General features: G+C 59.2%; 10 protein-coding genes. 1 reads left to right on the plus strand and 9 read right to left on the minus strand.

All coding sequences use genetic code 11. The features are described 5' to 3' along the window. Positions 1–4: 4 nt before the first annotated feature. The 6 genes from ACR0MJ_RS09650 to ACR0MJ_RS09675 are packed head-to-tail and all read right to left on the minus strand — an operon-like array spanning position 5 to position 7,233. Positions 5–970, minus strand: a complete 966-nt coding sequence (locus ACR0MJ_RS09650; RefSeq protein ID WP_480760823.1) for a D-2-hydroxyacid dehydrogenase — start codon at positions 968–970, stop codon at positions 5–7. Then, complete coding sequence (locus ACR0MJ_RS09655; RefSeq protein ID WP_480760824.1) at positions 967–1,518, minus strand: hypothetical protein; 552 nt, start codon at positions 1,516–1,518, stop codon at positions 967–969. Before ACR0MJ_RS09655 ends, ACR0MJ_RS09650 begins: the two co-directional genes overlap by 4 nt. Next, positions 1,518–4,355, minus strand: a complete 2,838-nt coding sequence (locus ACR0MJ_RS09660; RefSeq protein ID WP_480760825.1) for a 2Fe-2S iron-sulfur cluster-binding protein — start codon at positions 4,353–4,355, stop codon at positions 1,518–1,520. Before ACR0MJ_RS09660 ends, ACR0MJ_RS09655 begins: the two co-directional genes overlap by 1 nt. Beyond that, positions 4,355–4,618 (minus strand): sarcosine oxidase subunit delta, encoded by a 264-nt coding sequence (locus tag ACR0MJ_RS09665; RefSeq protein WP_170407402.1) that lies wholly within the window; start codon positions 4,616–4,618, stop codon positions 4,355–4,357. Before ACR0MJ_RS09665 ends, ACR0MJ_RS09660 begins: the two co-directional genes overlap by 1 nt. A gap of 1 nt (position 4,619) precedes the next feature. After that, the gene (locus ACR0MJ_RS09670) at positions 4,620–5,861 is read right to left on the minus strand and encodes an FAD-dependent oxidoreductase (protein WP_480760826.1); all 1,242 of its coding nucleotides are present in this window, start codon (positions 5,859–5,861) and stop codon (positions 4,620–4,622) included. Positions 5,862–5,877: 16 nt separating this feature from the next. Then, positions 5,878–7,233 (minus strand): MmgE/PrpD family protein, encoded by a 1,356-nt coding sequence (locus ACR0MJ_RS09675; RefSeq protein ID WP_480760827.1) that lies wholly within the window; start codon positions 7,231–7,233, stop codon positions 5,878–5,880. Positions 7,234–7,436: 203 nt separating this feature from the next. Here ACR0MJ_RS09675 and ACR0MJ_RS09680 point away from each other — a divergent pair, with 203 nt between their 5' ends. Then, entirely contained in the window at positions 7,437–8,324 is an 888-nt protein-coding gene (locus ACR0MJ_RS09680) for a LysR substrate-binding domain-containing protein (RefSeq protein ID WP_170394131.1), read from the plus strand. 16 nt (positions 8,325–8,340) lie between these two features. Here ACR0MJ_RS09680 and ACR0MJ_RS09685 read toward each other — a convergent pair whose 3' ends face one another. From ACR0MJ_RS09685 to ACR0MJ_RS09695, 3 genes are all read right to left on the minus strand, one after another. After that, a complete protein-coding gene (locus ACR0MJ_RS09685; protein ID WP_480760828.1) occupies positions 8,341–10,785 on the minus strand; it encodes a GcvT family protein in 2,445 nt (814 codons plus the stop codon). A 21-nt stretch (positions 10,786–10,806) separates the two neighbouring features. Further along, positions 10,807–12,057: an aminotransferase class V-fold PLP-dependent enzyme gene (locus ACR0MJ_RS09690; RefSeq protein ID WP_170625609.1), complete on the minus strand. Its 1,251-nt coding sequence runs from the start codon at positions 12,055–12,057 to the stop codon at positions 10,807–10,809. 839 nt (positions 12,058–12,896) lie between these two features. Next, the gene (locus ACR0MJ_RS09695; RefSeq protein ID WP_170694956.1) at positions 12,897–13,841 is read right to left on the minus strand and encodes an ABC transporter substrate-binding protein; all 945 of its coding nucleotides are present in this window, start codon (positions 13,839–13,841) and stop codon (positions 12,897–12,899) included. Positions 13,842–13,851 lie beyond the last annotated feature (10 nt).

Consider the following 13,851-nt stretch of genomic DNA (forward strand, 5'->3'; position numbering starts at 1 on the left):
TGACCTAGTATCCCCGTTGTGGATTTACGATGTTGTTCAGCACCTCGCCCTTGCGATAGCGCATCAGGTTCTCGGAAAACATGCGGACCGATTTCAGATCCCAGCCGTCATAGACCGAGCTGCAGTGCGGTGTGACGATCACGTTGTCCAGTTCCCAGAACCTGTGCCCCTGAGGCAGCGGTTCGGTAACGAACACGTCCAGCGCCGCGCCTCTGATCCGGTTCTGTTCCAGCGCGGCCAGTAGAGGTGCTTCGTCAATTACCCCACCTCGCGAGACGTCGATTATCACCGTCGTCGGTTTCATGGCGGCAAAAGCCTCCGCCCCGACCAGACCGAGCGTGCTGTCCAGCAGTGGTACGCAAACGACGATAAAGTCAGCGCGTGGCCAGAGATCAGGCAAAGCCTCCATCCCGTGTACCTCGTCCACGTTGGGGGTCGGTTTCGGGCGGGCCCGTACACCGATTGTGTTCAGCCCCATAGCTTTGGATCGTGCCGCAACAGCCTCTCCTGTTTTGCCAAGGCCGATGATCAGCACCGTCTTGCTGTCGATGGGCTCGACTTTGCCGCCGATCCAGTCCCGCCGCGCCTGCGCGGCACGAAAGCCCGGGAAATCCAGCGTGAAATGCAGCATCGCCCCCAGCGCATATTGTGCCATCATATCGGCGGCGACCCCGGCGGCATTTGTCACCGTTACCTCATCAGGGTTCCAAGGGTTCAGGTGATCGGTGCCCGAGCCGCCGACCGAAGCCCATTTGATTTGCGGGTTCTCGACCAGTGCTGCGCGTGGAAAGCCGGGGGTGCCCGCAAAGCGAACGGAATAGACAACTTCGGCCCCTGTATCCTTGATCAAACCCGTGAGCGCCTCGTAGCTGTCGCAGGTGCGGATCGGCAGATCGGGATGACCCTCAGCAAGAACCGCACGGGCAGCGTCGGGGTTATCGGTGTGCAAGATCACGGTGGGGTATTTCATGCGGGTACCTCCGGTTGGAACTCGGCGCTAGCAATGGCTACCGCGTTGGCGAAAAAAGCAGTGGCGGCGATGTCAAAAAGGACATCGAACCCCACACCTTTGCGGTCGTTGCGCCATGTGATTGCCTCGACATAGCCCACGCGGGTCTGGGCGATCTTTCCCACTGGAAAGGCACCGGGCGACAGGTCGACCGGGCAAATCTTGGCCAGCAGATCGAACAGGCGCGGGCCGGTCAGGTGCATCATGGCCCAGGTTTCCTCGCGCCAGGAATAATAGCCCTTTGGCGTGGCGGCGACCTGCCACCGGGCATACAGGTCGGCAGGCGCATCCAGTACCACCACCTCTTCCTGACCCAGACGCATAAGGCCATCGGCGGTTTCGTTGACGTCTGGCACCTTCAGGCCCCGCGATTGCAAAAACGCCACGGTGCCTCGGCCCTTGAGGCCAAAACGCGGCGTGTGGGTCAGGTCCTGCACGATAATCTGCCCGGAAACCAGTGGTGTGCCTTCAGCAGCGCCCTTTGGATCAAGCGGATAGGTTCGCATCATCACACCTCCTGCCGTTTGTTTTCAGGATCAAAAAAGGTGTGGCCGCGCACAGTTGTTACGACGCGCTTGCCATTGCGGCACTTCACTTTGACCTGCGATCCTTGCGTAGCGTCATCACCATGCACATATGCCAGCGCGATATGGATGTTCAGCGTCGGCGACCACAGGACCGAGGTCACATGCCCCACCGGTACATCATTCCTCAGTACCAGACAGCTTTCCCCCGGTACATCTGGCCCGTCGAATGTCAGCCCGACCAGCATGCGCGGCAGGCCTTTGTTTCGGCGCATCTCGGTTGAGCGCTTGCCCACAAAAAACGGCTTGGTCTTCGAGATCGCCCATTCGAACCCCAGCTCATCCGGCGAGGTCAGCGCGTCGGTGTCCTGACCAATCAGGATATGGCCTTTCTCCAACCGCAGAATCCGGCTGGCTTCCAGCCCGTAAGGGCGCAACTCGTGCGCGTGACCCGCCGCTATCACCGCATCCCACAGGGTGTTGGCATAGCTGGTGGGGCAGTGCAGCTCGTAGCTCAACTCGCCGGTGAACCCAATCCGCATGGCGCGCACCGGCACCCCGGCCACCATGCCGCTACGCCCGTCGAGATAGGCAAATCCATCGCGCGAGAAATCGATGTCGCTGTCCAGCGCTTCGACCACGGAGCGCGCCTTGGGACCGGTAATGTTGAAGCCCGAGAAGGCCGAGGTGACGTTCAGCACATCCACATCCAACCGCCACTGCGCATTCCAGAACAACATATCCGAATAAACCCGCGCCACGGCCCCGGTGGTGGCGGTGACATAGAACAGATCCTCGGCCAGCCGATACGCCACGCCATCGTCGATCACCGTGCCCATTTCGTTTGTCATCAGGCAGTACCGGCAACGGCCCACAGGCTGCTTTTTGTAGGCCATGGTGTAAATGCGGTTGAGGAATTCGCCCGCATCCGGGCCACGCACCTCGAGCCCGCCCAGAGTTGAAACATCCAGCACGCCGACCCCATTGCGCACCGCATGCACCTCTTCTTCGATAAGGCGCTTGGCGTCTTGTTTGGGGCCGTAGAAATAAGGCCGCCACCACGCTCCGACCGGGCGCATGTCCGCCCCCAACCGGATATGTTCGTGATGCAGCGCGGTGCGCCTCTCTGCCGGGTGATGATGACCAGACAGCACGCCCAGCGTTTCGGGGCCAAAGGGCGGACGGGCGGTAGTCACGCCGATCTGCCCGATGGTGCGGTCGGTCGCCTTGGCCACCACCCGGGCGGTGGCCAGCGCCGAGTGCCGCCCTTGTGACGGCCCCATACCAACTGTGGTAAAGCGCTTGATCAGCTCCAGCTCGCGATAGCCTTCCTTAACCGCGTTTTGCAGGTCCTTGATCTGAATATCCTCGTCCCGGTCGACAAAATCCTTGCCCTTGGGATGCCCGGCGATTGCCGGTTCGAAATTCGTCAACGCAGCCTCGACATCTTCGACCTGCGCGATGTCGCGGGTTGGCAGCCCCAGACGAGTCAACGCCGTCTGTGCCGCGCGTTGCGCATCGGCCACCACCGCATCAGGCGCAAAGACCCCGGCAACACCCCCGGCAATGCCCAGCGGAGCGTCTGGCAGAGACAGGGAAAACCGCGCCGCCGTTTCATTGTACCCAAGTTTCGCGCCAGCATGACAGGGCAGTTGCCACATTGGCGCATAGCCGACCGAAATCACCAACAGATCGCAATCCAGCCAGTCGCCGCCGACCTTTACACCGGCGACATGGGTCTTGCCACGCGCCTCGCCCACGGTGCCGTGAATGACACGCGTCCCCCTTGTTGACAGTTGCTGGCCAAGCTCGCCGCCGCTGCCGCCGGGGCGCGGATCAACCACCGCCGCCAGTTCTACGCCTGCGTCCAACAGATCCTGCGCCACCCGATAACCGTCGAGATTGGCGGCCAGTACCACCGCGCGCTTGCCCGGTTTCACACCATAGTGCCGCATAAGCCGTTGCGCACCAGTGCCCAGCAAGATGCCCGGCAGGTCATTGTTTCGGAAGATCGTGGGCTGTTCGATGCAGCCGGTGGCCAGCAGAACCTCGCGCGCGCGCGTCTTGAACAGCTTGTTGCCCCGGATCAGCGGCAGCCAGTTGTCCTCGAACCAGCCGTTCACCACTGTACCGGTCATGATGCGGAAGTTCGGCAGACTTTGCACTTTCGCCAGTAGGTCGGACAACCTGTTGGCATCGCGGCCATAGGTCAGCGCACCGCCCAAGACCGGCTCCTGCTCGGCCAGAATGACGTCAGCTCCGGCTTCGGCGGCTTCGATGGCGGCGGTCAACCCGGCCAGCCCCGCGCCGACGACCAGCAGGTCACAAAACAGGTTGGCCTTTTCGTAGTCTTCATGCGGGGCGTTGATATCCAGAACGCCCAGCCCAGCCTTCTTGCGGATCAGCGGCTCCCACAGTTTCAACCAGCTATTGCGCGTCGGACCCATGAAGGTGCGATAATAGAACCCCACCGGCATAAATCGCCCCAGCTTGTCCATGAATGCGTCGCGGTCTCGCGCCAGTGATCCGTTGACGTTCTGCGCCGTAACTTGCAGCCCTGCCGAAATCGGATGCCGGTCGGCCTGCACGTTCGGGTCCGAGGGCAGTTGCACCAGCGTATCGGCCTCGGTGCCCGCCATCGACATCGCACCGCGCGGTCGGTGGTATTTGAACGAGCGCGACAGCATCCACTTCCCCTGCCCGGCCAAAGCCGAGGCGATCACATCACCTTCGTATCCCTGAAACGCCTGCCCTTCAAAGCTGAACGATACCGGCGCATCTCGGTTGATCCTGTTGCCCCAGGGTGCGGGAAGTCGGGCCATCACCTTTGCTCCAGCTCTGAGGGGTCAAAAGTGCGGATCACCTCGTTCGTGGTGGCGTTGCGCTCCGCCAGAAAGAAATAGTTCGAGGGCACGTGCCGCCACCATTCCACCAGCGTTCCGCGTGAATTGTCGGCGCGGAACAGGTGACGCGCCCAGTCCTGATCGCTGGTTGCATCCGGGTCGGGGTTGGCGCGCAGGGGGCCGAAGCTCTGGAATTCATTGATGTTGCGGGGCCCGTTCATCGGGCAGATCAGGATCTTCATGTCAGTGGCTCGCGGCAGTTGCGCCCATTTCATTGAGCAGATCAAAAGTGGCGAAACGCTCCATTGTGAAGGGTTCGAGTATCGGCGCGACCTTCTGGTTGGCGATGGACTGCGCCATGTATTTGCCCGCCACCGGAGTGGCTTTGAACCCCCAAGTGCCCCAACCGCAATCTAGCCATAGGTTGGACAATGGGCTGGCACCCATGATGGGTGAGTAATCGGGCGTCATGTCGGTAATCCCGGCCCATTGTCGCAGCAGACGCACCCCGTGCAGGAACGGGAACAAATGTACCGCGCCTTCGGCCAGATGTTCTTTCATGTCCAGTGTCGAGCGGGTGGAATACAGCTGATAAGGGTCCGAGCCACCGCCGATCACGATCTCGCCTCGCGAAGACTGCACCAGATAGGTGTGCAGGCTGACCGAGCTGACCAGCGTGTGCAGCCACGGTTTCAGCGGCTGCGTAACCATCGCCTGCAACGGATAGCAACGGATCGGCAATTCTACCCCGGCTTTCATCGCCATGTCGTAGTTCATGCCCCCGACAGCAATCATCACCTGCGCGGCACTGATATCACCGCGATTGGTGCGCACTTTTGTGATCTTGCCACCGGCAGTGTCGAACCCTTCAACCTCGGTACGTTGATGAATTTCCACCCCGCGCCTACTGGCTTGCGCTGCATAGCCCCAGGCCACCGCATCATGCCGCGCAGTGCCTCCATCGGCGTGCCACAAACCGCCGATGATTTCCAGCGGCCCGCCCTCATCCATATTCAGATGCGGGGACAGGTCCTTGACCGTCTGCGCATCAACTACCTCGATCCGGGTGCCCGCGTGTTTACCCATCTCGGCCCGCAGATGGAACGAGCGTAGCGTCGCCTCGGTATGGGCCAGCGTCAGTTGACCGCGCTGGCTGAACATGACGTTGAAATCCAGCTCTTCGCTCATCTTCCCGTAAAGCTGCACACCTTCCTTGTAGAACGCGATGCCCTCTTTGGTGATGTAGTTCGAGCGGATGGTAGTGGTGTTCCGCGCGGTGTTGCCGCCCGCCAGATAACCCTTTTCCAGCACAGCCACATTGGTGATGCCGTGATACTTTGATAGGTAGTGGGCACAGGCCAGTCCGTGGCCGCCACCACCTACGATGACCACATCGTAACTGGATTTAAGCTCTGGCGTGGCCGGAATGTCTCCGGTGACAGGGTAATCGGCGGATAGCCCGTATTTCAGCAGCCTTAGCGGCATTTTTGTTGTCCTGATTTCAGCGGTTGTCAGCGGCGTCATAAATCAGCGCGCCGAGATCCGAGAATTTGGCGTCCGGCGACTGCAACCCCAGAACCGCGTCGCGTATGGCGGCGGCACGGCTGACCCCCAGCGGTGGTGTGGCGAACTCTATGAACTTGGCAATCACTTCGTCACGGTCCATGGGTGCCTCGGGCCCGCCGCGCGCGTGGACGTCGCCCGACGCCAGTTCCCGCCCATCCGTCAGGGTCATGACGACATCAGCAACGCGGCTTTGAGGAAAGCGGTCGGAATGGCGCGCGGTCTCGGCCACCGAGATACGGTCGACAATCGCCGCGACCAGCGGATCGGAGAGGCCCGCGCCGGTGATATGCTCGACCCCGATACGGCCGTGCGCCACCATCGTCGCCACCGCGAAGGGCAGCGAATACTGCGCCTTCGAAGTGTCATCCGGCATACCCTGAAACAGGCAGGCACTTTCGTGGAAAGTGTTCACCTGAATCGCGGCAATGTCCTGATGAGACAGGCCATATTCACGCATCAGCGCCCTGGTGGCGTCGATCGCTGCATGGGCCCAACGACAGATCGGATAGGGCTTCACATATTGATGTTCCATCTGCCAGAAGCTGCCCAGATCCCGCCAGTGATGCGCGACCTCATCCGCCTCTATTGTGATCGCCGGCGCGCCGGTAAATCCCTTCTCGGCCAGCACTGCCGAGGATACACCCACCAGCGCGCCCCAGCCCGAGCCGTCATGCAGCATGGTGGGGTTGGCAATCTCGCGCATCATTTGACTGCGCGGCCCGTGATATTCGGCGATGCCCATGGCCTGCCGCATCTGTTCCGCGCTCAGCCCGCGCAGACGGGCGGCAACGGCCACAACTCCCAACGCGTTCCATGCGCCGGAAGTGTGGTAGTCGCTGACTGTGTCATGCAACGAAATCCCGGCGCGCCCGGCGATTTCGTATCCAATAGTTACGGTCGCCAACGCCTCGGGGCCGGAAAAATCCGCGACCGTTTCCGCCAAAGCCGCCAGAGCCGGCACAACGGCAACACCGATATGGCCCTTGGTGGGGTTATAGCCGTCATGGCCATCCAGATTATCGGTCTGAGTCGCAGCGGCATAAGCAGCGCCGGCAACGCTAACCTTGCGGCCATCGAACAGCATCCGTGCGCTAAGGCCCGGATCGCCCGCACCGTAAAGCGCCACTGCGCTGTCACGCGCGATCTGACCGGCCTGCATCGGTCCGGACCCGATGGTGATCCCCATCGTGTCCAGCAGCATCAGTGCCGCCGCTTCGAGCGCGCTGTCGGGAAAATCCTGCACCCTTCGATTTAGCGCAAACTTAGCGATAGTTTGAAATGTGTTGGTCACGATGCCCTACAGATGAGGTTTCGGGTTCGGCCAAAACCTAAGTGTGTTTGCCCATCGCAGCACGAAAACAATACGAGGGCAATGGCCCCGGAAAATTTGTAGCTTTGGCTCCGCTCCATTGTAGCATATGAACCAGATCAATTCCCGCCGCGAAACAGAATTCCCGGCGCACCACCTACCCGCTCGCCCAGGAACCTGTCGCCATGATGAACCTGCCCCACCTGATCTTCCTGCGCTCCTTCGAGGCCGCCGCCCGGTACCTCAGCTTTACCAGCGCGGCAGATGAGCTGAACTGCACCCAATCGGCCGTCAGCAACCATGTGCGTTCGCTCGAAGAGTTTTTGCAGCGGCCTCTGTTCGTGCGCCATGCCCGGTCATTGTCGCTGACCGACGTGGGCGAGGCGTATCTGCCTTCAGTACGGCATGCTCTGCATGAGATTGACGTGGCCACACAATCGGTCATCCAGCGGTCACACACCCGCAAAGTCGTTGTGTCTTGCCCGGTCAGCCTGGCCGAGAATTGGCTACCGGACGTAATCCGGGGCTTTAGCGACCAGCACCCGGATATCGACCTGACGGTACACGGCACCGTCTGGATTGATGTCGAGCCGAACGTCTCGGACATTTCGATAACGGTCAATCATATTGACGATGTGACGGTGGGCGCACGGCAGCTGTGGGCCGAAAAGCTTGCGGTCGTGTGTGCACCCGAATTCACAGTCAATGGCGCGCAGCTGACCGATCCGGCGCAACTGCAAGAGGCACCTCTGATCCATATTCTGGGTCGTCCAGCTTATTGGGAACGGGTCGCACGTCATTTTGATCTGGCAGACCTGAACCAGAAGGAAGGGCTGCGGACCAACGCTTCAAATCTGGCAATGGAGATGGCGGCGCAGTCGTTGGGCTGCGTCGCTCTGCCCCGCTCTTTGGCCGGGTCTTATGTGGACCGGGGGCTGCTGATCGAACCGTTCGAATTCGATTTGGACAGCCCCTGGGCCTATTTCGTGCGTCTCAAGGAAAAACCCGTTTCACCGTCGGTCAGGCTGTTTCAGGACTGGCTGCTAAACGCCGCCGCCAGCATGAACCGCTGACCTGCAACGGGGCTGCTCAGGCAGCCCCTTCCAGTGCCGGTTTAACATCACGCAGGCGGTTTCCATCCGGGTCAAAAGGAGGCTCGGACAGGATTTTCGCTTTATGGGGCTTGCCAAGGATGAACACTTCGACCGTATCACCAGATTGCGCGACCTCAGGGTTTATATAGCCAAGCGCTAGCGATTTGCCGACCGAATAGCCGTATGCACCGGATGTCACGCGGCCAACCGGGGTACCATCCGGGGTAAAAATCGGCTCACCGCCGGTAGCGTCGGCATCCTCGGAGACTTCGACCTCGAAGATTGACAGCACTTCGCGCGCGGCGTTGTCCTTGACCGACAGATACGCATCCTTGTGCAGGAAATCCTTGTCTAGCTTGATCAGGCCCGCCAGCCCGACCTCTTGCGGCCAGTATTCCTGCGAATATTCACGGCCCCATGAGCCATAACCTTTTTCGATCCGCAACGACCCCAGCGCGCGGCCGCCAACGGGGCCGCCATCCAGCAGCTTGGCCGCATCCAGAAGCGCAGCGTACAGGCGGGTCTGATCTTCTTCGGCGCAGTGCAACTCCCACCCTAGATCGCCGGTAAAGCTGACGCGGATGGCCAGACAGGTGACACCTGCAACCTCGATTGTGGCCGAGCGCATAAAGCGGAACGCCTCGTTCGACAGGTCTGCATTGGTCAGCCGCTGCAGCAGGTCACGCGCTTTCGGACCGGCGACGTTGAACCCGGCTATGCGGTCGGTGGCGACTTCGAGGGTTGTGTCCTTTGGCAGGTCGATCATGTTGAAAAAGCGTTGATGATAGCGCTCGGCCATGCCCGATCCGATCATCATGTATTCGTCATCGGCCACCTTGGTTATGGTGAAATCGCCAGCCACGCCGCCACGCACAGAGATCAGCGGCGTCAGGCAAGACCGCCCGATCACGGTTGGTACGCGGTTGGCGACCAAGCGATCCAGCCAATCTTGCGCACCGGGTCCTTTGATGATGTAGTTCGCAAAATTCGATATGTCGATGACGCCCACATTCTCCCGCAGCATCTGTACCTCACGTCCCACCGGCTCCCACCAGTTCTGGCGTGTGAAGCCATTGGTTTCCTGTACACCGGGCTGATCGGCGAACCATAGGGGATGCTCCCAGCCGCAGTTCAGACCAAAGACACAGCCCATGTCTTTCTGCATTTTATAGGCAGGGCGGACTCGGGCGGGGCGACCTGCACTACGCTCCTCGTTCGGGAAGTGGATGGCAAAACGGTGGGTATACTGGTCCTCAACCCGTGCCTTGGTGAATTTTTTGTCGGCCCAGTCGCCGAAGCGGGCAAGATCCCATGCAAACATGTCGTATTGCGGCTCGCCCTCGATCATCCACTGCGCCGCCAGCAGGCCCAGACCACCCGATTGCGAGAAACCCGGGATCAGTCCGCCGCAGAGGAAATAGTTCTTCAGTTCGGGCACCGGACCCCACAAGGCGCTGGAGTCCGGAGACCAGATCATCGGCCCGTTGATCACCCGTTTGACCCCTGCGGTGGCGGCAACTGGCACACGTTCGGTAGCGCGGATCACGTTTTCCATGATCCGATCCAAATCGTCGGGGAACAGGTCATGGGCAAAGTCCAGCGGCGTGCCGTCCTCGGCCCAGAACTTCATGTCCTTCTCATAGGCCCCGATCAGCAATCCGTTGCCTTCCTGACGGAAATAGTACTCGCCATCCCGGTCTGCAATTGACGGAAGGCGACGGCCCAGATTGGCAACTTCTTCGATGGATTCAGTCACGAAGTACTGGTGCTCGGTCGGTTGCAACGGCAGAGTCAGCCCCGCCAGCGCCGCAACTTCGCGGCCCCAAAGACCAGCGGCATTCACCACCCATTGCGTGTGAATATCGCCCTTTGCGGTACGCACGATCCAAGACCCGTCGGGTTGCTGATCCGTACCTAGCACCGGACAGAACCGTTCTATGGTTGCTCCCATGGCGCGGGCACCGGCAGCATAGGCGTGGGGCACGCCCGAGGGATCCACATTGCCGCCATCGGGTTCATACATGATGCAGCGGATATCGTCGAACTGCGCCAGCGGGTGCAGTTCCTTGGCCTGCTCGCGACTGACCTCGTGGAAGTTCAAACCATAAAATTTAGCCTTGGCTTCCTGCAGGCGCAGCTGATGCTCACGTTCTTCGGTTTGCGCTAAATAGAGCGAACCTGGCTGGAACACACCGCAGCTCTGACCGGTTTCCTGTTCCAGCTCTTTATACAGATTCATCGTATAGTGCTGGATGCGGGTAATATTGTTGTTGTCATGCAGCCCATGAATGTTGGCCGCCGCGTGCCAGGTCGAGCCGCTGGTCAGTTCGTCCCGCTCTAGCAGGACCACATCGGTCCAACCCAACTTGGCGAGATGATACAGAATTGAACAGCCGGCTAGGCCGCCGCCGATTACAACCGCTTGCGCATGCGTTTTCATGTGCTTACCCTCTCAAATGCCTCAGGCGGCGATGGTTTTCATTGCACCCAGAAACTGGGCCACTTCGGCGACGCTGTTGTAGTGGCACATCGAAACACGCACGCAGCTGTCCATGCCAAGCGGTGTGAGGATGTTGCCCGAATAGTGATCGGCCTTGCGCAAATGCGTACGGATGCCTTGTTCGTTCAGTTGCTTGACCACATCGACCGACGGCACGCCCTCGACCTGCAGTGACACCAGCCCCTCGCGTGCTGGGTTATCGACACCGCCTAGAATGGTCACCTTCTCCATCTCGGCCAGCCCGGGCAGGTTGCCGGTTCCGCGGATCATCGCATCAGTCAGCGCTTTTTCCTGCTCATGGATCGCCTCTCCGGCAGCAACGAATTTTGCGCGCCGGTCGGTGGCGTCGCTGACCTGTGCGCCCAACCATTCGAAATAGCTGATTACGTCAGACATTGTAGCGTAAGAGCCGGTATCGCGCGTCCCCATTTCCCAATTGTCGGCGGGGCCGTCGATCAAGCTGTTATGTGGCAGCTTGGTCAGCCGGTCAGAAATCCAGGCCACCCCGTAACCATGGCGCGAGAACACCTTGTAAGGCGAGATCACATAGCCATCGACATCATAGGCGGTCAGGTCGATCCGGCCATGCGCGGCGTGCTGGATACCGTCGATTATGATGAAGCAATTGGGCGCAACGGCGCGGATCTCGGCAGCCACAGCCGCTACATCCACGCCCATACCGGTCACCGGCGAGGTGTGCACGATAGTCGCAACCTTTGTGTCCGGCGTTACCTGCGCCGCATAAGCATCTGCGGTGACGGTGCCTGTGGCGTCGTCATGGACCACCAGAACATGATCTTGCCCGGCCACCCCGGCCCAACGCGTGCAAGCGCTTCGGGTCGCGGGATGTTCCAGCGTTGTGCCAAGTACCCGACCAGTGGCGGTGCCCAGACAGGCGTTCATGATCAAACGAAACAGCAGCTCGGTCCCGCTTTCACCGACAAAGAACTGGCCACCGGGGGCGTTCATGAACACGGCCATATCTTCTTTGGCCTTGTTGATTACCCGCACCAGTTCGTGACTTCCCGGGTTGTCGCGGCCCTGATTGTCAGGGATCGCAGCATAAGCCTGCGAGGTGCCCACAACCGAATTCAGCGTCAGCGCCCCACCCGCGTTTTCAAAGAAAATACGCGGTCCCTGCTGCGGGCAGTGGTCAACCTGCGCAAATCGGGCACGGATTTGTTCAAGCAATTCTGGAGTGATCTTGGTCATCGGGAACCATTCCTGCGAAAATGTCATTCTGGCAAGATATATGCGCCCTTTTGCAAAACTACTCACAAAAAAACTTGGGGCATTGTGGGTGGAAATTGAGACCATCGAGCCAAGAGAGCTCAGCCACAAGAACAATATGGTTCGCGAATTTCAATTTCGTCGGCCCGATCACACCCTCACGCATGCCTTCGCTCGGTTGAGAAACCGCTGGTCAGGCCGACGGTTTGTAACCTGAGCGTTGTTCTAGAGACATCGCTTTGCAGGACGGTGTTGAGAGAGTGACGATCCAACCTCATTGGCGCAGCCTGTACCGCCATCACAAACCAGACATCGTAGGAGCGGGCATGCATCCTGCATCCCAGATATTCCCATATCGGCTGGGGTATTTAGATAGATAGCGATTCATGCATTTGTTTACAGCAGTTTGGGATTTCGTCACGCCTTTCAGACCTGATTAATCACCATTGTAAGAGATCACGAACTTGCCTTCGACGCGGCGATACCGCGAACCACTCACGCGCTGGTGGCGCATTCGTCGATGGTCAATAGCTTGTAACATATTGGTGTATAGAGCTTGCTGATTGAAAGCTGGAAAGTTAATCGTCTGCAACAGGTTAGCTTATGTCCAGACTTCGAGTATTAAATCAATTTGCCAAAATTTCTGCTAATTAGGCTTAAACCCATCATCGACGCACCAAGGACATACGCAGAGCAGCGACAGACCGGTGTTGCGACCCAAACGCCGTTACCCCGCAAAAACTGACATAATTCACCTGAACGATGAACATTGGTTGTCCGGCCCACCAAAAAGGCAGGCCGAACAGTGTTAATAAGTACTTTTAGTCGTACAGAACGGCCGAGATCTTCGGGTCGTCAATATTCGAGGCATCGTAGTAGTAGAAGCCTGTGTCGATCAGACCTGGAACCTCTTCCCCATTCAGAGCCGCAACCGCTGCTTTCACAGTCTCATAGCCGATGCCCACAGGGTTTTGCGTGATCGCACCCGCCATCAGACCGCTCTTGATTGCGTCTTTCTGGGCCTTGCCACTGTCATAACCGATGATCACCAAACCCTCGGTGCCCAGCTCCTGAACACCGTTTACAACACCAATAGCTGAGCCTTCGTTGGTGCCAAAGATACCATTTAGATCAGGGTTAGCAGTCAGGATCGCCTTGGTGACTTCGGTCGATTTCAGGTGGTCGCCCTGGCCGTACTGAACCGTAACAACTTCGATATCCGGATACTTCTCAGCCATGCGATTGACGAAACCGTCGCGACGATCAATACCTGTGCGGCTTGTCTGGTCATGGGCGACAACAGCAACCTTCCCTTTGCCCCCGATTTTTTCAGCCATCTTGTCTGCTGCCAACCCTGCTGCCGCCAGGTTGTCCGTTGTCGCAGTTGAAAGCGGAATATCGCTATCAACACCACTGTCGAAGGCGATGATCGGAATGCCCTTTTCGTTGGCCTGTTTCAAAAGCGGGATAGCAGCCTGGCTGTCCAGCGCAGCAAAACCGATTGCCTTTGGATTATTGGCCAGCGCCGCAGCCAGCATGTCGATCTGACGGTCCACCATTGTTTCGTTATCCGGACCTTCGAACGTGATGGTGACATCAAACTCGTCTGCTGCCTGTTCGGCGCCGGACTTCACCGCTTGCCAGAACTGATGTTGGAACCCTTTGGATACCAGTGGAATGTAAATCTCTTCGGCTGCCGCCATCGAGGCGGGACCTGCCAGTGTGGCTGCGCTGAGCGCACCCAGAATGAAACGACGTGTTAACATGTTTTCTCCT

The organism is Ruegeria sp. C6 (assembly GCF_056537625.1).

Bases quoted from the DNA above. Each gene is read 5' to 3' on its own strand.
- ACR0MJ_RS09660 (WP_480760825.1), bottom strand. From the start codon at position 4,355: ATGGCCCGACTTCCCGCACCCTGGGGCAACAGGATCAACCGAGATGCG.
- ACR0MJ_RS09685 (WP_480760828.1), bottom strand. From the start codon at position 10,785: ATGAAAACGCATGCGCAAGCGGTTGTAATCGGCGGCGGCCTAGCCGGC.
- ACR0MJ_RS09650 (WP_480760823.1), bottom strand. From the start codon at position 970: ATGAAATACCCCACCGTGATCTTGCACACCGATAACCCCGACGCTGCC.
- ACR0MJ_RS09670 (WP_480760826.1), bottom strand. From the start codon at position 5,861: ATGCCGCTAAGGCTGCTGAAATACGGGCTATCCGCCGATTACCCTGTC.
- ACR0MJ_RS09680 (WP_170394131.1), top strand. From the start codon at position 7,437: ATGATGAACCTGCCCCACCTGATCTTCCTGCGCTCCTTCGAGGCCGCC.
- ACR0MJ_RS09665 (WP_170407402.1), bottom strand. From the start codon at position 4,618: ATGAAGATCCTGATCTGCCCGATGAACGGGCCCCGCAACATCAATGAA.
- ACR0MJ_RS09690 (WP_170625609.1), bottom strand. From the start codon at position 12,057: ATGACCAAGATCACTCCAGAATTGCTTGAACAAATCCGTGCCCGATTT.
- ACR0MJ_RS09655 (WP_480760824.1), bottom strand. From the start codon at position 1,518: ATGATGCGAACCTATCCGCTTGATCCAAAGGGCGCTGCTGAAGGCACA.
- ACR0MJ_RS09695 (WP_170694956.1), bottom strand. From the start codon at position 13,841: ATGTTAACACGTCGTTTCATTCTGGGTGCGCTCAGCGCAGCCACACTG.